The following is a 22,598-nucleotide window of genomic DNA, read 5'->3' on the forward strand; positions in this document are numbered from 1 at the left end:
GCGCGATGGCGGGCCTAGGCAACGTCGCCAAGACCGGCGCGCAGTCCACCGGACGCGCGGCTGCATCCCGCGCCTCCGCTGCCGGGCAACGCATGGTCGCTCCCTTCCGCGCTGGCTGGAATGGCGCTGCCGCCGATGGCGGCGCGGGCGCGGCATCCGGTCAGGGCGCCGCAGGCGAGGCCGCATCCGGCGCCGCTACCGCGCAGACGCAGGAACAGCCCGCTTGGGCCAAGCGCCTGCATCGTCGCCAGCAACTCACCCATGCCGCGACCACCACCGCCCACGCGCTGCGCGGTGGCGATGGCGGCGGCTCCGGCCAGGGGCCGAGCCTGCGCGATTCCGATTCATAAGGAGAACCGACCATGCGATTCAAGAAACCGCAGGTGCGCTACGCCGACACGCCGCAGCCTGCCACGCCGTACCAAGCTGCCGGCCAGGTGTGGGACGAGCGCATCGGCTCGCCGCGCGTGCAGGCGAAGAACTGGCGCCTGATGGCCTTCGGCTGCCTGACGCTCGCGCTGCTGATGGCCGGCGGCCTGGTGTGGCGCTCGGCACAGTCCATCGTGACGCCCTACGTCGTAGAGGTGGACAACGCGGGCCAGGTGCGCGCCGTGGGCGAAGCGGCCACGCCATACCGGCCCAACGATGCGCAGACCGCGCACCACATCGCGCGCTTCGTGACGCTGGTGCGCTCGCTGTCCATCGACCCCATCGTGGTGCGGCAGAACTGGCTCGACGCCTACGACTACACGACCGACAAGGGCGCGGCCGTGCTCAACGACTACGCACGGGTCAACGACCCGTTCGCGCGCATCGGCAAGGAGTCGGTGACGGTGCAGATCACCAGCGTCGTGCGCGCCAGCGACACGTCTTTCAACGTGCGCTGGACGGAACGCCGCTACGTCAACGGCGCCGCGGCGGGCTTGGAGCGGTGGACGGCAGTGGTGTCCATCGTGCTTCAGCCGCCGCGCACCGAAGAACGCCTGCGCAAGAACCCCCTGGGCATCTACGTCAACGGCCTGTCGTGGAGCCGCGAACTGGATTCTTCCGAAGGAGCCAAGCCATGAATGATCTTTTCCGTAAAACCGCTTTGCCGGTGATCCTGCTTGCCCTCGCGGGCTGCGCCACGCAGGGCAAACCGCCGCCGACCATCTCGCTCGATGAGCCGGTGCAGGCCCAGCCATTGCCCGAGCCACCTGCGCCGGTGGAGGTGGTGGCCGTGCCCGAGGTGCTGCCGATGCCAGCGCAGTTGAAGCCAGAGCCCGAAGCCGAGGACGCCAAGCCCGTGCCAGAACCAGCCGATGAGAAGGTGCGCGTCTCGCGCGCCAATGCCGAGGCGCGTGTTGCGCCCACGCGAGAGGGCTACGTCAACGCGATTCAGGTATGGCCCTTCACGGATGGCGCGCTCTATCAGGTCTATGCGGCCGTGGGCCGCGTGACCGTGGTTTCTCTCCAGCCGGGCGAGGAGCTGGTGACCGTAGCCGCTGGCGATACCGTGCGCTGGATCGTGGGCGACACGTCCAGCGGCAGCGGTGTCGAGCTGCGCGTGAATGTCTTGGTCAAGCCGATCCGCTCGGGCCTGAAGACCAATCTCGTCATCACCACCAGCCGCAGGACGTACCTGCTGGAGCTGGCTTCGACGGAAAAGACGTGGATGGCGTCGGTGTCCTGGGAGTACCCGCGCGACCGGATGCTGGCTTTGCAGCGCCAGGCGCAGGCGGCCAGCGCTGCCGCGCCGGTCGATACCGGGCTGTCGTTGGAGAACCTGCGCTTCCGCTACGCGATCAGCGGTAGCAACCCGCCGTGGAAGCCGCTGCGCGCGTTCGACGACGGGCAGAAAGTCTATATCCAGTTCCCCGCCGGCATCGCGCAAGGCGAGCTGCCGCCGCTGTTCGTGATCGGGCCGGAAGGCGACGGGCAACTGGTCAACTATCGCTTCCGCTCACCGTACTACATCGTGGATCGGCTGTTTGGCGCCGCCGAACTCCGCCTGGGCGGAGACAAGGGCGACGTGGTGCGAATTGAGCGCACGGACGGCGTTGCGCGGAGGAACTGACCATGAGCCAAGACGACGCTCCCGACCTTGCCACGCCACAGGCGGGCAAGATGGCGCCCGAGGCGGTGGCGCTGCGCGCCCAGCCGCGCCCGGTCACGCGCTTGAACCGGCGCACGCTGGCCATCCTCGTCGGCGGCCTGTCGGTCGCCGTGCTCGGGGCCACGATCTGGTCGCTGCAACCGCAGCGGCGTGGTACCAACGAGCAGACCGAGCTTTACAACGTCGATCGCGTCTCAAAGTCCGAAGGACTGGATGGCCTGCCGGCCGACTACTCGAAGCTGCCGCCGAAAGTGCCCGAGCTGGGGCCGCCGCTGCCGGGTGATCTCGGCCCGGCCATTGTGAACTCGCAGCAGCCGGTGACGCCGGCGTATGCGCCGCCGGGCCACAACCCCGAAGATGCTTTGCGCAAGGAGGCCGATGCGGCGGCGGCTTCGTCGATGTTCTTCCGCTCGGGTGGCCAAGGTGCCGCCACGGTAGCGCAGGCAGCGCCGGGTGCGCTTGGCGCGGCAAACACGCTCGCGGCCTTCGACCCGCTTGCTGCTGGGCCGGCCTCGACGGCGGCCCAGCCTGCCGACCCGACCGCCGCGCAGAACCGGCAAGACCAGAAAGAGGCGTTCCTGAAAGCCGGTTCTACGGAAACCCGCAATTCCGGCAATCTGGCGCTGCCCGCGTCCCCTTATCAAGTGATGGCCGGAACGGTGATCGCCGGCGCGCTGGTGACAGGCATCAAGTCGGACTTGCCGGGCGACGTGATCGGCACCGTGACGGAGCCGGTCTATGACACGGCCACCGGCAAGTTCCTGCTGATCCCACAGGGGTCGCGCATCCTCGGGCGCTACAACAGTCAGGTCAGCTACGGGCAGAGCCGCGTGCAAGTGGTGTGGAACCGGATCATCTTGCCCGACACGTCCTCGCTGACGCTCGACAACCTAGTGGGCACCGACCCGGCCGGCTACGCGGGCTTGGAGGACGACGTGGACTGGCACTGGAACCGCATCTTTGCCGGTGCGGTGCTGACGACGCTGCTGGGCGTCGGCGCAGAACTGGCTGCGCCGGAGAACCGCCAGGACGGCAACCGCATCGTGATCGCCGGGCGTGACAGCGCCCAGGACAGCATCAATCAGGTCGGCCAGGAGATCACCCGACGCAACATGAACATCCAGCCGACGCTGACCGAGCGGCCTGGCCTGCCCGTGCGAATCATCGTCAACCGGGATCTGGTGCTGCGGCCGTACCAGCCGCTGTTCTTCAATCGGGGAGCTTCGCAATGAGCACGACCAAGAAGCTGCGGCTCGGGCCGCTGCCCAAGACCGAAAGCGTCAAACTGACCTTTGCCTGCCCGGCCAGCTTGAAAGCCGACCTTGACCGCTACGCGGCGCTGCATGCGCAGGCGTATGGCGAGGCGGTCGATGCCGTGACACTGATCCCGCACATGCTTGAGGCGTTCATCGCGGGCGATCGGGGATTCAGGAAAGACTCGACCCCTGCTATCCCGAAGCCGCCGCTGCGGAACTCACCCCCTTAGTTCAAGCGCGTGTCGCTGCCGAGTGTCGACGGGCGTCTTCACGTAGCTGATTCCCGGATTTCCAAGAACTGCCACCAGCAACCGGCACACCATCGCCTGCATTTGCAGTGTGGTGTTGCCCGGATCTGCTGCGGGCTGGTTGCCACCGTAGATCGAAAAGCCCAGCGGTCCATCGAAGAACAAGGCTTCATGAACGGTGTCGTTTCGGACGACGGATAGCGACGAGGGAGTCGCCTTGTCGCTCTTGGCCCAATCGGGTACGGGCATATCGAATTTTTCGCACATCCACTGGACGCGCCCCGCATGTGGCACAGAAGGCTTTTGCGCCTCCTTGACTACGACGAGCTTGAAGCAGGCGTCCAGCGCCATGTAAAGGTATTGGAACTGCTCGAAGGGAAGGCTATGCGGATACTGCGCCAAGAACAAGGCATGGATGACAGCCGCAACGCGCTTGGGCGCACGTGGATCGCCGCCTTCCGAGTCCAGGTAGTCCAGCGCTAACTCGATGACGTCAGCCACAGTGCAGCGAACCAGGGCGAAATCAACAAGCACCCCAGATTTAATGGGCGTCGCATCAAGAAAGCCCGCCTCCGTTGTCGTCAGCCGCATACCGAAAAAGAAGGACAAACACCAAACCACGAAATCGAGCTCTTCTCGGCTCCTGCCTTCATGCAGCGTCAGGACATGGGTCTTGGGCAGGCCGAAGACCCGGGCGTTGTACGGCATCGAGCGAACGTTTCCGCTCATGAAGTCCCGCTGCTGCTGAGCACCCGGATAAATCCAGTCCTTGAAGGCATTGGGGTCCCCGACAACGGTGGCCACGCTATTTTCGTGGTCCGGGAGCGTTTGGACGGAGAAACGGCCGGTCGCGATGTCGCAGGGCTTGGGGTAGTAGCCGAACTCGATGGCAATCCCATTGAGCGGCGCGCTGAGTGGTTGCTCCATCACAGTACAGGTGGCCTCATGAACATTGTTTCGTAAATTATCTAATCGACCCTGCTCTGACAGAACAATTCACGGTCAATTTTGTGAGCCAAGTTGGATGGCACCCTCCCCGCTTCGCCCCAGCGAGTTGTTCCGATTGCTGACGATAGTCACCATAGATCCATACGAACACAGCGCCTTAGGAACCCTCATGCTCGCTCACGTTCATTGCACCGATGCTGGCGATACCGCCTTGCCGCCGAAGGCATCCATTCCTCGTCCGGGTACGGATGGGTACGAAGACCTTCCTCAGTTTTCGGCCAAACTTCCCCTCCCGTTCCGCCGCACCATTCGCCGCCAAGATTTGCACCAGATCGTCCCTTTGGCGGACACGACGATCTATGGAATGGAGCAACGTGGCGAGTTTCCACGCCGATTCAATCTGACCTCGCGCTGCGTTGTTTGGGATCTGGAGGAAGTCGAAGCTTGGATTGAAGCTCGCAAGCAGTCCTCTCGGTCCGGTGCTATCACCAAGCCCAACGGACCTGATGTCAGGCTACGCAAGCGCCGACCCGTGCTCGATGTAGCTTCGACGTAGCAATGTGGCTAGGCGATCAGCAGTTTGAGCTCTCGCGCCGCTGCCACGGGCAGTCGATGAACTTCCTTGGTCAAATTAACTTCCAACGCTGCACGCGCGGTCTCCAGCATCTTTCGCTCAAAGGCATAGCCCCCCTTCTCTTCCAGCCAGCCCAGCACTTCGGCCAAGTGCCAGATTGAGGCGCTGCCCTCGTGCACCGGTGCTGGAAAAGTCGCAGCATGAGAAAGCATCACCTTACGCATTGCTTGGCGCGACACGCCCACCAATTCGGCGACATCGGTCAGCCCAACGAAATCCGGTGCCGCCTCCACGAGCTTCGCCAAGGGGACAGCACGCTTCACGTCGGCCAGCGCACTGCGCACCGCGGCCTGCGCGTTTTCAGCTTCGCGGGTGAACTCAAGCGCCAAGCGACCCGGCTGCCCGATACCCACCAAGGCGTCATCACAGCCGGCACTGCCGAGACGCTCGACCAGCACATCCGGATCACTGTCGTGCTCGGCGAGCTGGTACTTCAGGATGAAGGTGTATTCCATGGATCAGTCCTCAGATGACGATTCAGCTTCGTTTCGTTGCTGATGGATCGTGCAGTTATCCACGACCCGCCGCAGTGCTCGGGCATGATTGCCAGGGTTCTTCGGCGTGCTCCACACGCTCGTAATGCAGAACTCGCCGCAGCGGCACTCATCGTCGTTGTAAGGGCAGTAAATCTTGCCCCACGCATGACTGCCCCCGACCGTGACGCGCCAGCCCTGCGTTTCCGCATGCTTGAGCGCATCTTCGACCTCCTTCTTTGGATGAGAGGAACGGGCCATTCAAGGTCTCCAGTATGGGGATGAATCGTCAGGTTGTCAACTGACAACCTGACGTGAAGTGACTCAGACCGATGCGCTCAGCACAGGCACGACCGTATTGCTCGGCAACAGCGTGGGCGCGTATGCGCCACCCTCCACCCAGGCATCGACCATGTTGGCCCACTCCTGCAGCATGTGGCGGCGCGGCTCGGCGTATTCGGCCTTGTTGTAGACCGAGCGCGAGGAACGGCCGTCTTCATGCGCCAGGCACTTCTCGATCCAGTCGCCGTTGAAGCCGACCTCGTTGAGCAGCGTCGAGCCGGTGCGGCGCAGGTCGTGCACCGTGAAAGGTTCTAGCGGCAAACCGGCAGCTCTGGCGCGCTCGGACACGATCTGGGTCACGCGGTTGAGCGTCGCCTTGGACATACAGCGGTCGGCATCGTAGCGCGACGGCAGGACGAACTTCGACCCCGCTGCGCAGGTGTGCAGCGCAACGAAGATGTCCGCAGCCTGGCGGGACAGATAGACGACGTGCGGGTTGCGACCCTTCATTCGTGATTTTGGGATCGTCCAGGTCGCGTTCTCGAAATCAAGCTCGGCCCATGTCGCCTCGATCAATTCGCTCTTGCGTACCAGCGTCAACAGAATCATGCGCAACGCCAGGCGAATGGTCGGATAGGTGGCCACCGATTCCATCTGCCGGTACATCAGACGGATCTCCATCGGTGACAGCGCTCGATCCTTGGGCACGAAGGTCGCGATCGAAGCCGCGCCCACGCCATCGGCCGGGTTGTCGACCTTCTCGCCGTGCAGGATGGCGAAGGCGTAGACCTGCTTCACGATGTCGCGCACGTGGACGGCTGTGGCGGGCGCGCCGCGAGCCTTCACCTTGTTGCACAAAGCGCGCAGGTCGTCGGCGCTGACTTCGTTGAGCAGCCGGTTCTTGAACGCCGGCAGGATGTCCCGATCAACGATGCTCTTGCGCATCGCACGCGTGCTGTCGGCCATCTTGGCGTCGGCAAGCCATCGGGCAGTCATGTCGCCGAAATTCTTGGCAGCGGTCAGCCGGCGCTTCTCGCGCTGCTTCTCGTGCGCCGGGGACCTGCCCTCGGCAACGGCTCTCTTGGCGTCGAGCAGCTTTTCGCGGGCCAAGGCCAGTGAGATGCCGGCCGGCCCATAACGGCCGATGGTCAGCGTTTCACGCCGGCCGTTGAGACGGTAATCGTAGCGGAAGGTGACGGTACCGGTGGGCGATACCGTCACGTACATGCCGTCACGGTCGGAAGCCTTGTAAGTCAGGGACTTAGGCTTGAAGTTACGCAGTGCGGTGTCGGTAAGCATCGAGGTTTTTCCTCCTGTTCTTGACGGCTTTTACCGTCAGGGGTCAGGAGACCTGCTGATGCCTGGAAAGCCGCATGAAACAAGCTTTCCAGAGGAGACATTTACCGTCAAAGACCGGTTTGGTCTCAATAGTAAACGGGAGGGTCTTAATCAGACCTCCAGTTCTTACCGTCAGTTCTACCGCCAACCTGTTTTGCTGGCCGGCGATAGCCACCGATAGCTTCCGCGACGTATTTCTTTCTAGATCAATACGTTACGGCAGTTTTTCGATAGTTGGCGATAGTCCCTGAAGGACCTGATTTCACTCCCACTCAATGGTCGCGGGCGGCTTGCTGGACACGTCGTAAGTCACCCGGTTGATGCCGCGCACCTCGTTGATGATGCGTCCCGACACCTTCTTCAGGAGCGCATAGGGAAGTTCAGCCCAGTCCGCTGTCATGAAGTCGCTGGTTTGCACGGCGCGCAGGGCAACTACGTAATCGTAGGTGCGGCCATCCCCCATCACGCCCACGCTCTTGACCGGCAGGAACACGGTAAAGGCCTGGCTGGTCAGGTCGTACCACGTCTTGCCGGTGGCCTCGTCCTTGAAGTTGCGCAGCTCTTCAATGAAGATGGCATCGGCGCGGCGCAGCAGGTCGGCGTACTCCTTCTTCACCTCGCCCAGGATGCGCACCCCCAGGCCTGGCCCCGGGAACGGATGGCGGTACACCATGTCATGCGGCAGGCCCAGGGCCACACCGAGTTCACGCACCTCGTCCTTGAACAGTTCGCGCAACGGCTCTAGAAGTTTCAGGCCCAGCTGCTCCGGCAAGCCCCCGACATTGTGGTGGCTCTTGATGGTGACCGCTTTCTTGCTCTTGGCTCCACCGGACTCGATCACGTCGGGGTAGATGGTGCCCTGGGCCAAAAAGGATGCGCCCTTGTGTCCGCCGTCGCCCGCCTTGAGTTTGGCCGCTTCCGACTTGAAGACATCAACAAAAAGCCCGCCAATGATCTTGCGCTTGGCTTCCGGCTCGCTCACGCCAGCCAGCTTGCCCAGGAACAGCTCGCTGGCGTCCACGCGAATGACTTTGGCGTGGAGCTTGCCGGCAAACATGTCCATCACCATGTCGCCTTCGTTCAGGCGCAGCAAACCGTGGTCCACAAACACACAGGTGAGTTGATCGCCAATGGCACGGTGAATCAGGGCAGCCGCCACCGACGAATCCACGCCACCGGACAGCCCCAGGATCACTTCCTCGGTCCCGACCTGGGCACGGATCTTCTCCACCGCCTCGGCAATGTAGTCTCCCATGATCCAGTCGGGACGGGTGGCGCAGATATCCAGCACAAAACGGTTCAGGATCGCCTGCCCCTGCCGGGTGTGGGTCACCTCGGGGTGGAACTGCACGGCGTAGAACCGGCGCGTCTCGTCGGCCATGCCGGCAATCGGGCAAGCGTCATTGGAGGCCATGAGCTTGAAGCCCGGTGGCATCTCGGTCACCTTGTCGCCATGGCTCATCCAGACATCGAGCAGGCCATGGCCTTCAGCCGTGGCGCTGTCCTGAATACCGTCAAACAGGCGGGTGTGACCGCGTGCGCGGATTTGCGCCGCGCCAAACTCCCGGGTGTGCCCGGCTTCCACCTTACCGCCCAGCTGCTGCGCCATGGTTTGCATGCCATAGCAAATGCCCAGCACCGGAACCCCCAGCTCAAACACGGCCTGCGGTGCCTTGTCGGTGCTTTCTTCGTACACGCTGGCGTGGCTGCCCGAAAGAATCACCCCCTTGAGCTGACCGTCCTTGGCATAGTCGCGAATCCAGGCATCGGAGACATCGCAGGGATGCACTTCACAGAACACATGGGCTTCGCGCACGCGGCGCGCAATCAGCTGGGTAACCTGGGAACCGAAGTCGAGAATGAGGATTTTCTGGTGCTGCATGTCAAAAACGATCAGTCGGCGCGGTAATTGGGGGCTTCTTTGGTGATCTGCACGTCGTGCACGTGGCTTTCCCGGATGCCAGCCGTCGTGATCTCCACAAACTCGGCCTTGTTCTGCATGTCCGCGATCGTGGCGCAGCCACAGTAGCCCATGCTGGCCCGGATGCCGCCCGACATCTGGAACACGATGGAGACCATCGATCCCTTGTAGGGCACACGGCCTTCAATGCCTTCAGGAACCAGCTTGTCCGCGTTCGGGTTGCCGGTGCTGGACTCCTGGAAGTAACGGTCGGCACTGCCCTGCTGCATGGCACCAATGGAGCCCATGCCGCGGTAGCTCTTGTAGCTGCGGCCCTGGAACAGGATGACTTCGCCCGGCGCTTCCTCGGTGCCGGCAAACATGCCGCCCATCATCACGGTGCTGGCGCCTGCGGCCAAAGCCTTCGCAATGTCCCCGCTGAAACGGATACCGCCGTCAGCGATCAGGGGAATGTCCGTACCCTTGAGCGCGGTAGCCACACTGTCGATGGCCATGATCTGCGGCACCCCCACACCGGCCACGATACGCGTGGTGCAGATGCTGCCTGGACCAATGCCGACCTTGACTGCGTCCGCACCGGCCTCTGCCAGCGCCAGCGCGGCGGCGCCGGTGGCAATATTGCCGCCGACGACGTCCACTTGCGGATAGTTCTTCTTGACCCAGCGCACGCGCTCGATCACGCCGTGGCTATGGCCGTGAGCCGTATCCACCACGATGGCGTCGACGCCGGCGCGCACCAGGGCTTCCACCCGCTCTTCCGTGCCCTCGCCCACACCCACTGCTGCGCCCACGCGCAACTTGCCTTGGGCGTCGCGGGCCGCATTGGGGAAACTGGTTTGCTTGGTAATGTCCTTGACCGTGATCAGGCCCTTGAGTTCGAAGGCGTCGTTGACGACCAGCAGACGCTCGATCTTGTACTGGTTCAGCAGCACCTTGGCCTGGCTGATGGTGGTGCCTTCGGGCACGGTGACCAGTTTCTCGCGCGGCGTCATGATCTTGCTCACCGGCAGATCGTTGCGGGTCTCGAAGCGCAGGTCGCGCCCGGTCACAATGCCAACCACCTTGCCGCCGTCGCACACCGGAAAGCCGGACACGCCCAGCTGCTCGGACAGTTCCTTGACCTGCCACACGGTGTGGTTGGGTGTAATCACCACCGGGTCGCGCAGCACCCCGGACTCGTAGCGCTTGACTTTCGCCACCTGGGCGGCCTGCTCGGCGGCTGTGAGGTTCTTGTGCACGATGCCCATGCCCCCCTCTTGCGCGATGGCGATGGCCAGGCGGGCTTCCGTGACCGTATCCATGGCGGCCGACACCAGGGGCAGGTTCAGGGCAATGTTGCGGGAGAAGCGGGTGGCGAGGGAAGTGTCCTTGGGAAGGACCTGGGAGTACGCGGGCACCAACAAGACGTCGTCGAAGGTGAGTGCTTTGCCGAGGAGGCGCATGTCAAAGCTCCAAATGGCGAATTGTACCTGTGGAGGCCGTGGTCAAAATGCATCGGTTGGGATAAAAGGGCCGAAAAATTGCAACCGAACGCTCCCCAGTCAGGCTACCCCGGTCTTCGAACGCTACACTTCGGCCATGAAAATTCTCCAGAAAATTCTGACTTTCACCCTGGCCAGCGCCTGTGTTGCGGCATCTGCCCAGTGGCAATGGATCGACAAGGACGGTCACAAGGTGTTCAGCGACCGCGCGCCACCGGCCGACATTCTGGACAAAAACATCCTGAAACGCCCTGCCGGCAAGCTGCAGGCCGCAACGCCCGCTCTGGACACCGGGGCCGCTGCCGACGCGGCCAGTCCCGCCGCCGCCCCACTGGCCGGCAATGGCGGCAAGGCAACCGGTGTTGACAAGGACCTGGAAGCCAAGAAGAAACAAACCGCCGACGCCGAGGCCGCCAAGCGCAAAGCCGAGGAAGAGCGCATCACCAAGGCCAAGATTGAAAATTGCGCCCGCGCCAAGCAGGCCAAGACGACTTTTGATTCCGGCATCCGGATCTCGCGCACCAACGCGGCGGGTGAGCGCGAGATCATGGACGACGCTGCGCGGGCAGCCGAAGCCAAGCGCATCCAAAGCGTTATCGACACCGACTGCAAGTAACCCGCTGGCGCCGCCCCGCGGCGGCCCTCAATACCCGGCTTTGGCGCCCGCCCGCCGCTTGGCAAACAGGCCGGCGGCTTTCTTGGCCCCCTGGCGCGCGAAACGCTCGCGGCGCGCCACTTTCGGGTCCACCGTGAGGGGGCGGTACAGCTCGATCCGGTCGTTGGCCTGCACCAGGTGGTCTGGCGGCACCTTGCGCCCCCAGACACCGCACGACAGGTCCAGCAGATCCGACACCGGCAGCTCGGCCAGCACACCGCTGGACTGCAAGACCTGCCCTACGGAGCAGCCATCCTCCACGGTCAGTGCCATCTCCCGAACCTCACGGGCGCGCGGCGAATACACCAGCGTGATGGCGAGCGCCACGTCAGTCTCCGTAAACCTGTTGGGCGCGCTTGACGAAGGCGTCGACCAGGCTCGCCGCGATCCGGTCAAAGACCGGCCCCACCAGTTTGCCCAGGGTGGCATTGTCAAAACCGTAGTTCAACGTCAGCTCCACCTTGCAGGCGCGCTGCGAACCGTCGCCCAGCGGATAGAAGTTCCACTGCCCATCCAGACGCGAAAATGGCCCCTTGACCAAGGCCATGTCCACCCGGCTTTGCGGCGTGTGGGCGTTGCGGGTCGTGAAGGTCTGGCGCACACCGCCAAAAGACAGCCCCACCTCGGCGACCATGCCGGCGGCGTCCTGCTCCACCACTTTGGCGTGGTCGCACCAGGGTAAGAACTGCGGATATTGGTCTACATTGGTCACCAGCACATACATTTCCTGCGGGCTGTACCAGATCAAAACGGACTTGTGAACGGTTTTCATAGAATGGAGGTCTGCGCGGGATTGTAGACAAGCCCAACCGCCCTACTTCTTTTCCCGTCAGTCACCCCCATTTGAGTCCCATGGCCAAAAAACCCGTTACCAATTCCCGCATTGCCGACAACAAGAAGGCCGCCTACAACTACTTCTTTGAAGAGCGTTTTGAGGCCGGGCTGGTTCTGGAGGGATGGGAAGTCAAGTCCCTGCGCGAAGGCAAGGTGCAGCTGACGGACGGGTACGTGGTCATCCGCAATGGGGAATTGTTCATCATCGGTCTGCAGATCAATCCGCTGCACACCGCCTCCAGCCACGTCCATCCGGACAACGTGCGCACCAAGAAACTGCTCATGCACAAGGAGCAGATCCAGCGCCTGATCGGCAAGGTGGAGCAAAAGGGCTACACCCTGGTGCCCATCAACCTGCACTGGAAAGACGGCAAGGTGAAGTGCGAGATTGCCCTGGCCAAAGGCAAGGCCGAACACGACAAGCGTGACACCATCAAAGACCGCGAAGGCAAGCGCGAGGTCGAGCGCGTGATGAAAAGCCGCAGTCGCTGAACATTTTTTGTCCGCCAGGAATAAACTGGCACATGGCAGCGTTTACCCGGTTGCAGAGCCATTTCTGCGCACCTTTTACCGGAGCATCCCATGAAACTGCTTTCCATTGCCACCCTGACCTTCGCCCTGCTGGGCGGCTGCGCCGCCATGGCTGAGATGGCGCCCACCCATACATCGGATGGCGTACTGACCGGCCCCAACGGCATGACGCTGTACACCTTTGACAAAGACACGCAGGGCAGCGGCAAATCGGCCTGCAACGGCGGCTGCGCCACCAACTGGCCGCCGCTGATGGCAGCGGACAGCGACAAGGCCAGCGGCGACTACACCGTCATCACCCGTGACGACGGTAAGAAACAATGGGCCGCCAAGGGCAAGCCCCTGTACTACTGGTCCAAGGACAGCAAGCCCGGCGACAAGACGGGTGACGGATTTCTCGGCGTCTGGCATACCGCCAAGCCCTGAGTCGCCCACCCCCTAGCCACACTGCCAGGCACGCTGCAATGGAACGCCCGGAACTGGTCCAGCAGATTCCGGGGCTGCGCCGCTACGCCCGCGCCCTGACCGGAGACGCCTGGGCCGCTGACGACCTGGTGCAGGACACGCTGGAGCGCGCCTGCTCCCGGTGGCGGCTGTGGCTGGTAGGCAGCGATCTGCGGGCCTGGCTGTTTACGCTGATGCACAACCTCTTTGTCAGCGACCTGCGCCGCCTGACCCGCCAGCGCCGCTCGGGCACCACGCTGGATCTGGACGAGGTAGCCCACGAATTGGCTGCACCCGATACCGCGCAGGACCTGGCGCTGGATCTGCAGCGCTGCCTGCTGCAGTTGCCCGAGGAACAACGCACCGTCCTGCTGCTGGTGACGCTGGAAGACATGGCGTACGCCGACGTAGCCCGCATTACCGGCACGCCTATTGGCACGGTGATGTCCCGCCTCTCGCGGGCGCGGGCACGCCTGCAGGCCTTGCTGGACGCCCCCGCTGAACATACCCACGCGTCCGGAAGCACCGTGACGCCCCTGCACCGCCCTTCTCGACCCACACCATGAACAGGACCCACGCCCTCCCCCTGACCGACGACGAAATCCATGTGCTGGTGGATGGGCGCGTGAACGCCCCGGACCGCACCGCACTGGAAGCCCGCCTGGCGCAGGACCCGGCCGCACAGGCCACGGTGGCCCGCTGGCAGCAGCAGCGCGAGCAGCTGCGCGGCCTGTACCCACGCATGCTGGACGAACCTGTGGCTGCCAGCCTGCTGACGGCCGCCCAGGAGCTGGATGCATCCCGACAAACCGCCCGGCAGTGGACGCGCTGGAGCGGCATGGCAGCCAGCGTGGTGCTGTCCTTCGGCGTGGGCTGGCTATTTCACGGCCAGTGGCAGTTGCACCAGCCCGCCGCCCTTCTGGCGAAGGCGCCGGTGGTGACAGACTTTGTCCGTCAGGCTGGCCTGGCCTACGCGGTGTACACCCCCGAAGTACGGCACCCGGTTGAAGTGACGGCCAACGAACAGGCGCACCTGGTGCAGTGGCTGTCCAAACGGCTGGGCAAACCGCTCAAGGTCCCCGATCTGACCGAGCATGGCTATGACTTGGTTGGTGGGCGGCTGCTGCCCGGTGAATCGGGCGCACGGGCCCAGTTCATGTTCCAGAACGCGGCGGGCAATCGCATCACCCTGTACCTCGGAACGGTCAACGCTGCCCCGGCGGGAAGCGGCGCCCCGCAGGAAACCGCCTTCCGCTTCAGTGCAGATGGTGCGGCCCCCAGCTTCTATTGGGTAGACCAGGGGTTCGGCTATGCCCTCTCGGGCCAGGTGTCCAAGGAGACGCTCCTGCAACTCGCGCAGGCCACTTACCGCCAGCTGTGACTACACCAGGTCCCGCAGCGGATGGGCGTGGGCCGGCCACGGGCTGACAAAGAAGGGCTCCACCATCGCCGGGGTAACGTCCTCGATACGCGCCGGGTTCCACGCCGGGTGGTGGTCCTTGTCCACCGCCAGCGCGCGGATGCCTTCCACGGTTTCGCTGCTGGCGCCCCAGCGATCCAGATGGCGGGTCTGGAAGCAGTGGCGCACCATGGTGCGTTCCATGCGCAAATCGTCTGCCAGCGTCATGCTGCGCGCGCGCCGGACTTGCTCCAGCACCACATGCAGCATCAGCGGCGAGCGCTTGCGCAAAATGGCCGCGGTGTGGCGCGCCCACGCACTGCTGTCGGCTTCCAGTGCCTGCACCATGGCGGGCACCGAGTCCAAGGCAAAAAAATGGTCTATCTGGCCTGCATCGGTCGCAGAACCTGCGTGGGTAGCTATGGAATATGTAGCAAGCCAGGGCGCGATGGCATCTGGCACCCGGAAGTCGATCTGCGCCAACGCATCCCAGGCGGCGTCCAGCCGGGCCACGTCAAGGCAGGCATCGGCCAGACCCAGCGCCAGCGCCGTGGCGCCGTCGATCACCTCGCCGGTGAGCGCCAGCCACTCCCCCGCCCGTCCGGGACAAGCGCTCAGGAAGTGCCCGCCGCCGACATCGGGAAACAGGCCGATATTGGTCTCCGGCATGGCCATCTTGGTGCGTGCCGTCACCAGCCGGTGCGACGCACCCTGGCTGATGCCCATGCCGCCGCCCATGACGATGCCGTCCATGAAGGCAATGTAGGGTTTGGTGTAGTTGTGGATCAGGTGGTTGAGGCTGTACTCCTCGGTGAAGAAGTCTTCCAGCTCCGGGTTGCCTACCAGCGCCGCCTGGTGAAAGAAGCGGATGTCACCGCCGGCGCAGAAACCGCCAAAGGGGACGCACTCACCCGTGGCGTGCGATTTGCTGGTGCCCCGAATTGCCACCGCCTGCACGGCCGGGTCTGCCTGCCACTGCAGCAGCGTAGCCGTCAGGCTGCGCACCATGTCCAGCGACAGGGCATTGAGGGCCCGGAAACGGTTCAGGGTGATGCAGCCCACCTGGCCGCGAACTTCTGTCAAAACGTCTTTCATGCGCGTTGTCTCCATCCAATCACTTCGTTGACCACCAGGGCACCAATGACCAGCGTGCCACCGGCCAGGACCGATGACGAGGGCACCTCATTGGCTCCCAACCATGCCAGCAGAATACCGAACACGACTTCCAGCAACTGCAGCAGCGAAATTTCGGGCGCCTTCAGAACCCTGGCGCACCACACCGAGAGCACGCACGGCAGCGCCAGCTGCACCACGCCCAATACCGCCAGCAGCGACAGGTCGTGGGCATTGGCCTGGAATGGCACCGCCAGGGGAAAGGTCAGCCCGGCGGAAATGACGGCGCCGGCCAGCACCGCCGGCACCAGATCGACGTCATGCCCCTGATCGTGCGCGTGCTGCGTGACGGTCCAGTTGGTGGCCCCGGCAATGGGGACGCACAGGGCCACCAGGGTTCCAGCCCATGTAACGCCGCTGAGCTGCGACGCGTACATGTAGACGATGCCCAGGCCCGCCACCACAATGGCGACCCAGGTGCGCGGTGCCACCCGGTGGCCAATGAAAATGCGTGCAATGACCGCCGTCAGCAACGGCCCGATGGACATGGTCACCAGCACATTGCCCACCGTGGTGAGGGTCAGCGCCACCATGAAGGCCGTGAACATGACACTCCAGCACACGGCCGAAGCCCAGAAGGCGGCGCCGGCGCGGCGGAACTTGCCAAAGAAAGCCCGGCCCTGCATCAGGGGCAGGATCACCAGCAGCGTGACCACCGTGAAAAACGCCCGCCAGAACGTGACTTCGAAACTGCGGGCGAACTCCAGATGGCGCGTGATGACGCCGGCGGTGGACCACATCAGGGTCACCGCCACCATCATCACAATGGCCCGGTTATGGCTGAGCGTCAAGGCCCGACAACCTGCAGGTCTGCGCTTAGCGGCTGGCGCGCTTGCGGTCGCTTTCCTTCAGGTGGCGCTTGCGCAGACGCACCGATTTGGGCGTGATTTCAACCAGTTCGTCGTCTTCGATGAATTCCACGCCGTATTCCAGCGTCAGCTCGATCGGAGGCGTGATCTTGATCGCGTCTTCCTTGCCGGAGACCCGGAAGTTGGTCAGCTGCTTGGTGCGCGTGGCGTTGACCACCAGGTCGTTGTCGCGGCTGTGGATGCCGACGATCATGCCTTCGTACACAGGATCATTGGCCTTCACAAACATGCGGCCGCGGTCATCGAGCTTGCCCAGGGCGTAGGTGAAGATTTCACCGTCGTCCATGGAGATCAGAACGCCGTTCTTGCGGCCACCGATTTCGCCCTTGTGCGGCTCGTAGCAGTCAAAAATATTGGCGATCAGGCCAGAACCACGGGTCAGGTTCAGGAATTCGTTGGAGAAGCCAATCAGGCCACGGGCCGGAATGCGGTATTCCAGACGCACGCGACCACGGCCGTCCGGCTCCATGTTCACCAGTTCGCCCTTGCGCTCGCCCAAGGCCTGCATCACGCCGCCCTGGTGCTGTTCTTCGATGTCCGCGGTGACCAGCTCGATCGGCTCGCATTTCTCGCCATTGATTTCCTTGAACATCACGCGGGGCTTGGACACGGCCATTTCGTACCCTTCACGGCGCATGTTTTCCAGCAGGATGGTCAGGTGCAGTTCACCACGGCCCATGACTTCGAAAACGCCTTCTTCGTCGGTTTCATTGACGCGCAGAGCCACGTTGTGCTGCAGTTCCTTTTGCAGGCGGTCCCAGAGCTGGCGGCTGGTCACAAACTTGCCTTCGCGGCCGGCCAAGGGGCTGGTGTTCACGCAGAAGTTCATGGTCAGCGTGGGCTCGTCGACCTTGAGCATGGGCAAGGGAGCGGGGTTGGTGGGGTCGGTCACCGTAACGCCGATGCCGATGTCGGTGATGCCGTTGATCAGCACGATTTCACCCGGACCGGCTTCGGTGGCCTGCACGCGGTCCAGACCCTGGAACGTCAGAACCTGGTTGATGCGGCCCTTGACGGTCTTGCCGTCCGGACCTTCCATCACCAGCACGTCCATGTTGGGCTTGATGGTGCCCTGGCTGATGCGGCCCACGCCAATGCGGCCCACGAAGGTGGAAAAGTCCAGCGCGGAGATCTGCAGTTGCAGCGGTGCAGCCGGATCGCCCTTTTGCGAAGGCACGTGTTTCAAAATGGTGTTGAACAAGGCCGACATGTCGGGGCCCCACTGCTCACCTGGCGCGCCCTCTTCCATCGACGACCAGCCGTTGATGCCGGAGGCGTAGACCACGGGGAAGTCCAGCTGTTCGTCGGTTGCACCCAGCTTGTCGAACAGATCGAAGGCGGCATTGACCACCTTGTCCGGATTGGCACCAGGCTTGTCCACCTTGTTGACCACCACGATGGGCTTGAGACCCAGCGCCAGGGCCTTCTTGGTGACAAAGCGCGTCTGGGGCATGGGGCCTTCCTGCGCGTCGATCAGCAGCACCACACCGTCCACCATGCTCAGGGCACGCTCCACTTCGCCGCCGAAATCCGCGTGTCCGGGGGTGTCGACGATGTTGATGTGGGTGCCTTCCCAGCTCACGGCGCAGTTCTTGGCCAGAATCGTGATGCCGCGCTCTTTTTCAATGGCGTTGTTGTCCATCACGGTGTCGACCACTTTTTCGTGCTCAGCGAAGGTGCCAGACTGGCGCAGGAGCTGGTCCACCATGGTGGTTTTGCCATGGTCAACGTGGGCGATGATGGCGATGTTACGGATCTGTTTAGTACTCATATTTCACTTTCTGCTAACTTGAATAACTCTTGCTGTGCCTGGATTTCGCCGATTTCCAGCGGACTCAGCAGCCGCCCCGGAATCAACTCACCCGCCTTCACATGAGCGGTTCCCAGCAACGCCCGGGGGCTGCTGGCGTACACCGCCACCCTGTCCGCATCGGGCCAGGGGCCACGTCTGCGCATTCCACTCAAAAACCGTGCCGCATTCTCGCTGTCCAGTGTGACAACCCCATGCCCTGCCAGCAGAATGTCCACCGGCAACAGGCAGGCCAGACGCTGGTCCTCGTCCATGGCTTCCAGGGCCTGCAGCGTGATGCACTGCGACTGCTCGAACGCCCCCGTGCGGATTCGCCGCAAGGCCGTGAGGTGCGCACCGCAACCCAGCGCTGCTCCCATATCTTCACCCAGGGTCCGGATATAGGTCCCCTTGCTGCAGTGCGCTATGAATTCAATAGCTGGCTGCGCAGTATCCACAAGGTCTCGCGTCACTTCCAGTTCATAAATTGTGACATCGCGCGCGGCCCGCTCCACCTCCACACCGGCCCGTGCGTACTCGTACAGGGCCTTTCCATCCTTCTTGAGCGCGCTGTACATGGGGGGGACCTGGCGGATGGGGCCGGTAAACCGTTGCACCACATCCTTCAACTGGTCCGCCGTCACCTGCACGGCACGCTCCTCAATCACCTCGCCTTCGGCATCGCCGGTCGTCGTCCTGATACCCAGCCTGGCCATTGCCTGGTAGGTCTTGTCGGCGTCCAGATGCATCTGGCTGAACTTGGTCGCTGCACCAAAACACAGGGGCAGCACCCCTGTGGCCAGCGGGTCCAGCGTACCGGTATGGCCCGCCTTTTCCGCCCGCAACAGCCACTTGGCCTTCTGCAAAGCCTGGTTGCTTGACAGCCCGATGGGCTTGTCCAGCAACAACACCCCATGCACGGGGCGCCTGGCAACCCGTGCACGCGGCGCATTCATCCCGTCACTCCTCGTTTTTGGAACGCGAAGCAACCGCCTGCGCGATCAGGGCGTTCATGTCGGCCGCTCGTTCGGTAGTCCGGTCAAACAGGAAATGCAGGGTGGGAACGGTATGGATGTGCAGACGCTTGAACAGTCCGGCGCGCAAAAAGCCCGCCGCCTGATTCAGACCTTCCGCCGTTTCCACCGGATCACCCTTGAGCAGGCTGAAGAACACCTTGGCATGCGCGTAATCGGGCGTGACTTCCACGGACTGGATCGTCACCATCCCCACCCGCGGGTCTTTCAACTCGCGGGCGATCAACTCCGTCAGATCCCGCTGGATCTGATCGGCCACGCGGAAACCGCGGTTCGGGGTGGATGACTTCTTGCGCACCATGGTTGGCTACCGATTACAGGGTCCGGGCGATTTCGCGGATTTCGAAGAACTCCAGCGCATCGCCTTCCTGGATGTCGTTGTAGTTCTTGACGGTCAAGCCGCACTCGAAACCTTCCTTGACTTCCTTGGCATCGTCCTTGAAACGCTTGAGCGAATCGAGCTCGCCGGTGTAGATGACCACGTTGCCACGCAGCAGGCGCAGCTTGGCGGTGCGGCGCACCACACCCGAGGTAACCATACAACCCGCGATGGAGCCGATCTTGGACACCTTGAGCACCTGGCGAATCTCGGCCGTACCGATGACTTCTTCCTTCTTGTCCGGCGTCAGCATGCCCGACATGGCCAGCTTGAGGTCGTCGACGGCATCGTAAATGATGTCGTAGTAGCGAATGTCCACACCGTTGCCTTCGGCCAGCTTGCGGGCGCCGGCATCGGCACGGGTGTTGAAACCAATGATGATGGCCTTGGAGGCAATCGCCAGGTTGACATCGGACTCGCTGATGGCGCCCACGGCGGTGTACACCATCTGCACCTTGACCTCGTCCGTGGAGAGCTTGAGCAGCGACTGCGCCAACGCTTCCTGCGAACCCTGCACGTCGGCCTTGACGATGATGGGGACCAGCTTCACTTCGCCAGCGGTCATGTCGGTGAACATGTTCTCCAGCTTGGCGGCCTGCTGCTTGGCCAGCTTGGTGTTGCGGAACTTGCCGGCACGGTAGGTGGCGATCTCACGGGCACGGCGCTCGTCCGCCAGGATCATGAACTCGTCGCCGGCTTGCGGCACTTCGGTCAGGCCCTGGATTTCCACCGGAATGGAGGGGCCAGCCGTCTTGATGGTCTTGCCGTTCTCGTCCAGCATGGCACGCACACGGCCGTAGGTCTGGCCAGCCAGCACCACGTCGCCGGTCTTGAGCGTACCGGACTGCACCAGGATGGTGGCCACGGGACCGCGTCCCTTGTCCAGACGGGCTTCGATCACCAGGCCCTTGGCCATGGCATCGACAGGAGCCTTGAGTTCCAGCACTTCGGCCTGCAGCAGCACCTGCTCCAGCAGCTCGTCGATACCCTGGCCGGTCTTGGCCGACACGGGCACGAAGGGCGACTCGCCGCCGAACTCTTCCGGCACCACCTCTTCCACCACCAGCTCGTTCTTCACGCGCTCGGGGTTGGCATCGGGCTTGTCGATCTTGTTGATCGCCACCACGATGGGAACACCAGCCGCCTTGGCGTGCTTGATCGCTTCCTTGGTCTGGGGCATGACGCCGTCGTCTGCTGCCACCACCAGAATGACGATGTCGGTTGCATTGGCGCCGCGGGCACGCATGGCCGAGAAAGCCTCGTGACCGGGAGTATCCAAGAAGGACACCATGCCGCGGGGGGTTTCCACGTGGTAGGCACCAATGTGCTGGGTAATGCCACCGGCTTCGCCCGAGGCCACCTTGGCGCGACGGATGTAGTCCAGCAAGGAGGTCTTGCCGTGGTCCACGTGGCCCATGACGGTGACCACGGGCGCGCGGGGCAGCAGCTCCGCGTCTTGCTGCGCCACTTCATCAATCGTGAATGCTTCGGGGTCGTCCAGTGAGGCTACAACGGCCTTGTGGCCCATTTCTTCCACCACGATCATGGCGGTGTCCTGGTCCAACGGCTGGTTGATGGTGACCATCTGGCCCAGCTTCATCAGGTGCTTGATGACCTCGGAGGCCTTGACGGACATCTTGTGCGCCAGTTCGGCCACGGTAATGGTTTCAGGCACGTGCACTTCCAGCACGCGCGCCTCCACGGGTGCCATCATCGGCTGGTTTTCACGGTCGCCCCGGTCATTGCCGCCACGGCGGCCGCGGGGACCCGCACGCCAGTTGGTCGAGCGACCCGCACCCGCGCCGGTGTCGCCCCGGGTGGGAATGGCCTTCTTCTTGGCCGGATCACCGGCCCAGCTGCTGGAGAGCTTGGCGGACTTCACTTCCTTGCCGGCACCGGCGGGAGCTGTGCCCGGCGCACCGGCTGCGGCGGGCTTGGCCGGCTTGGCGGCGGTCGTGCCGGCAGCGGGCTTGTGCAACGTGCCCTTCACGCCAGCCGCTGCGGGCTTGGCTTCTTCGGGCTTCTGCGCCACCAGCACGCGCTTGGGCGCCGACATCATGGAGCGAATGGCAGCCGCCTCGGCTTCGGCCTTGCGGCGGCGCTCGTTCAGGTCCACGGCGCGGGCTGCCTCTTCATCGGAGCGGGCCTTGGATTCGGCAGCGGCTTTTTCACGCGTTTCCGCCTGAGCGGCGGCACGCACCGCAGCCGCTTCAGCGGCCTCGGCGCTGGCTTCAGTCTTGCTGACAGACGCCTGGATCTTCTTCTCCTGCTCGGCGGCGGCATAGCTGGCAGCGCGCTCTTCGGCTTCCCGCTCCCGCTTTTCGTCTGCCTCGCGCTGACGCCGTTTTTCCACCAGGTCTTCTTCCTGGCGGCGGATCAGCTCGGCCTGCCGGCGTGCCTCTTCCTCGCGGCGTGCGAGTTCGGCGTGGTCAATCACCGGTGCCGCAGGTTCCTGCACGGCGACTTCCGGTTCCGGCGCGTCGGCGGGTTGCACGACATCGTCATCACGGCGCACGAACGTACGCTTCTTGCGCACTTCGACCTGGATGGTGCGTGCCTTGCCGGTGGCGTCGGCCTGCTTGATTTCTGTGGTCTGCTTCTTAACCAACGTGATCTTCTTGCGCTCAGGGCTGGCCGTACCGTGGCTGCTCTGCAGGTAAGTCAAGAGGCTGTGCTTGTCGGCATCGGTCAGGACATCGGAGGCGGCCTTTTTGGCCACCCCGGCCGACTTCAGTTGCTCAAGCAGCGTATCGGTAGATTTTTTGAGTTCATTTGCAAACTCGGCGACTGTCGTACTGGACATTTGTTATGTAAC

Annotated in this window: 24 protein-coding genes and 1 pseudogene; 11 read left to right on the forward strand and 14 right to left on the reverse strand. The window is 63.4% G+C overall.

The genetic code is table 11. From position 1 onward, the window contains the following. The 5 genes and pseudogenes from AC1Q5W_RS05030 to AC1Q5W_RS05050 form a co-directional block, all read left to right on the forward strand. Positions 1–350: pseudogene (locus tag AC1Q5W_RS05030) on the forward strand (P-type conjugative transfer protein TrbL); the annotation flags it as partial. Positions 351–362: 12 nt separating this feature from the next. Further along, positions 363–1,067: a conjugal transfer protein TrbF gene (gene trbF, locus AC1Q5W_RS05035; protein ID WP_005304512.1), complete on the forward strand. Its 705-nt coding sequence runs from the start codon at positions 363–365 to the stop codon at positions 1,065–1,067. Continuing rightward, entirely contained in the window at positions 1,064–2,056 is a 993-nt protein-coding gene (trbG, locus tag AC1Q5W_RS05040; RefSeq protein WP_021250030.1) for a P-type conjugative transfer protein TrbG, read from the forward strand. The genes trbF and trbG overlap by 4 nt, the downstream gene beginning before the upstream one ends. Before the next feature lie 2 nt (positions 2,057–2,058). After that, positions 2,059–3,327, forward strand: a complete 1,269-nt coding sequence (locus AC1Q5W_RS05045; RefSeq protein ID WP_021250029.1) for a TraB/TrbI/VirB10 family type IV secretion system protein — start codon at positions 2,059–2,061, stop codon at positions 3,325–3,327. Beyond that, positions 3,324–3,581 carry a DUF2274 domain-containing protein gene (locus AC1Q5W_RS05050; RefSeq protein ID WP_021250028.1) on the forward strand — a complete coding sequence of 86 codons (258 nt, stop codon included), beginning with the start codon at positions 3,324–3,326 and terminating at the stop codon, positions 3,579–3,581. The genes AC1Q5W_RS05045 and AC1Q5W_RS05050 overlap by 4 nt, the downstream gene beginning before the upstream one ends. On the opposite strand, the gene AC1Q5W_RS05055 is transcribed toward AC1Q5W_RS05050, so the two are convergent. Next, positions 3,570–4,526, reverse strand: a complete 957-nt coding sequence (locus tag AC1Q5W_RS05055; protein ID WP_021250027.1) for a hypothetical protein — start codon at positions 4,524–4,526, stop codon at positions 3,570–3,572. The genes AC1Q5W_RS05050 and AC1Q5W_RS05055 overlap by 12 nt on opposite strands. 190 nt (positions 4,527–4,716) lie before the next feature. On the opposite strand from AC1Q5W_RS05055, the gene AC1Q5W_RS05060 reads away from it, so the two are divergent. Then, positions 4,717–5,103 carry a helix-turn-helix transcriptional regulator gene (locus tag AC1Q5W_RS05060; RefSeq protein ID WP_021250026.1) on the forward strand — a complete coding sequence of 129 codons (387 nt, stop codon included), beginning with the start codon at positions 4,717–4,719 and terminating at the stop codon, positions 5,101–5,103. A gap of 8 nt (positions 5,104–5,111) precedes the next feature. Here AC1Q5W_RS05060 and AC1Q5W_RS05065 read toward each other — a convergent pair whose 3' ends face one another. The 5 genes from AC1Q5W_RS05065 to guaB form a co-directional block, all read right to left on the reverse strand. Beyond that, a complete protein-coding gene (locus AC1Q5W_RS05065) occupies positions 5,112–5,636 on the reverse strand; it encodes a helix-turn-helix transcriptional regulator (RefSeq protein WP_021250025.1) in 525 nt (174 codons plus the stop codon). Positions 5,637–5,639: 3 nt separating this feature from the next. Next, on the reverse strand, positions 5,640–5,915 hold the full coding sequence (locus AC1Q5W_RS05070) for a hypothetical protein (RefSeq protein WP_044422174.1): 276 nt from the start codon (positions 5,913–5,915) through the stop codon (positions 5,640–5,642). Positions 5,916–5,978: 63 nt separating this feature from the next. After that, the gene (locus tag AC1Q5W_RS05075; RefSeq protein ID WP_021250024.1) at positions 5,979–7,235 is read right to left on the reverse strand and encodes a tyrosine-type recombinase/integrase; all 1,257 of its coding nucleotides are present in this window, start codon (positions 7,233–7,235) and stop codon (positions 5,979–5,981) included. A 301-nt stretch (positions 7,236–7,536) separates the two neighbouring features. Beyond that, a complete protein-coding gene (guaA, locus tag AC1Q5W_RS05080) occupies positions 7,537–9,156 on the reverse strand; it encodes a glutamine-hydrolyzing GMP synthase (RefSeq protein ID WP_492643055.1) in 1,620 nt (539 codons plus the stop codon). 11 nt (positions 9,157–9,167) lie between these two features. Then, entirely contained in the window at positions 9,168–10,637 is a 1,470-nt protein-coding gene (gene guaB / locus AC1Q5W_RS05085) for an IMP dehydrogenase (RefSeq protein WP_492643056.1), read from the reverse strand. A 136-nt stretch (positions 10,638–10,773) separates the two neighbouring features. Here guaB and AC1Q5W_RS05090 point away from each other — a divergent pair, with 136 nt between their 5' ends. Beyond that, entirely contained in the window at positions 10,774–11,292 is a 519-nt protein-coding gene (locus AC1Q5W_RS05090) for a DUF4124 domain-containing protein (RefSeq protein WP_492643057.1), read from the forward strand. 27 nt (positions 11,293–11,319) lie between these two features. On the opposite strand, the gene AC1Q5W_RS05095 is transcribed toward AC1Q5W_RS05090, so the two are convergent. Next, positions 11,320–11,658, reverse strand: coding sequence for an RnfH family protein (locus AC1Q5W_RS05095; RefSeq protein ID WP_492643058.1), 339 nt, complete (start codon positions 11,656–11,658; stop codon positions 11,320–11,322). Between the two features lies 1 nt (position 11,659). After that, positions 11,660–12,103: a type II toxin-antitoxin system RatA family toxin gene (locus AC1Q5W_RS05100; RefSeq protein WP_492643059.1), complete on the reverse strand. Its 444-nt coding sequence runs from the start codon at positions 12,101–12,103 to the stop codon at positions 11,660–11,662. 80 nt (positions 12,104–12,183) lie between these two features. Here AC1Q5W_RS05100 and smpB point away from each other — a divergent pair, with 80 nt between their 5' ends. From smpB to AC1Q5W_RS05120, 4 genes are all read left to right on the forward strand, one after another. Beyond that, on the forward strand, positions 12,184–12,657 hold the full coding sequence (gene smpB / locus AC1Q5W_RS05105) for an SsrA-binding protein SmpB (RefSeq protein WP_492643060.1): 474 nt from the start codon (positions 12,184–12,186) through the stop codon (positions 12,655–12,657). Positions 12,658–12,747: 90 nt separating this feature from the next. Continuing rightward, positions 12,748–13,122: a COG4315 family predicted lipoprotein gene (locus tag AC1Q5W_RS05110; RefSeq protein ID WP_492643061.1), complete on the forward strand. Its 375-nt coding sequence runs from the start codon at positions 12,748–12,750 to the stop codon at positions 13,120–13,122. Positions 13,123–13,160: 38 nt separating this feature from the next. Continuing rightward, positions 13,161–13,706, forward strand: a complete 546-nt coding sequence (locus tag AC1Q5W_RS05115) for a sigma-70 family RNA polymerase sigma factor (protein ID WP_492643062.1) — start codon at positions 13,161–13,163, stop codon at positions 13,704–13,706. Continuing rightward, the gene (locus tag AC1Q5W_RS05120; RefSeq protein ID WP_492643063.1) at positions 13,703–14,521 is read left to right on the forward strand and encodes an anti-sigma factor family protein; all 819 of its coding nucleotides are present in this window, start codon (positions 13,703–13,705) and stop codon (positions 14,519–14,521) included. The genes AC1Q5W_RS05115 and AC1Q5W_RS05120 overlap by 4 nt, the downstream gene beginning before the upstream one ends. Here the strand turns inward: AC1Q5W_RS05120 and AC1Q5W_RS05125 are convergent, their stop codons facing one another. From AC1Q5W_RS05125 to infB, 6 genes are read right to left on the reverse strand one after another with little or no spacing between them, the layout of a single operon-like run. Further along, positions 14,522–15,634, reverse strand: coding sequence for an enoyl-CoA hydratase/isomerase family protein (locus AC1Q5W_RS05125; RefSeq protein WP_492643064.1), 1,113 nt, complete (start codon positions 15,632–15,634; stop codon positions 14,522–14,524). Further along, positions 15,631–16,473: a DMT family transporter gene (locus tag AC1Q5W_RS05130; RefSeq protein ID WP_492646104.1), complete on the reverse strand. Its 843-nt coding sequence runs from the start codon at positions 16,471–16,473 to the stop codon at positions 15,631–15,633. The genes AC1Q5W_RS05125 and AC1Q5W_RS05130 overlap by 4 nt, the downstream gene beginning before the upstream one ends. 55 nt (positions 16,474–16,528) lie before the next feature. Then, positions 16,529–18,352 (reverse strand): translational GTPase TypA, encoded by a 1,824-nt coding sequence (gene typA, locus AC1Q5W_RS05135; protein ID WP_492643065.1) that lies wholly within the window; start codon positions 18,350–18,352, stop codon positions 16,529–16,531. Then, complete coding sequence (truB, locus tag AC1Q5W_RS05140; RefSeq protein ID WP_492643066.1) at positions 18,349–19,326, reverse strand: tRNA pseudouridine(55) synthase TruB; 978 nt, start codon at positions 19,324–19,326, stop codon at positions 18,349–18,351. Before truB ends, typA begins: the two co-directional genes overlap by 4 nt. Before the next feature lie 4 nt (positions 19,327–19,330). Continuing rightward, positions 19,331–19,705, reverse strand: coding sequence for a 30S ribosome-binding factor RbfA (gene rbfA / locus AC1Q5W_RS05145; RefSeq protein WP_492643067.1), 375 nt, complete (start codon positions 19,703–19,705; stop codon positions 19,331–19,333). Between the two features lie 13 nt (positions 19,706–19,718). Next, positions 19,719–22,586, reverse strand: a complete 2,868-nt coding sequence (gene infB, locus AC1Q5W_RS05150) for a translation initiation factor IF-2 (RefSeq protein ID WP_492643068.1) — start codon at positions 22,584–22,586, stop codon at positions 19,719–19,721. Between the last annotated feature and the right edge of the window lie 12 nt (positions 22,587–22,598).

The sequence above is a fragment of the Rhodoferax sp. MLSD5-FHT05B10 genome (genome assembly GCF_058793415.1).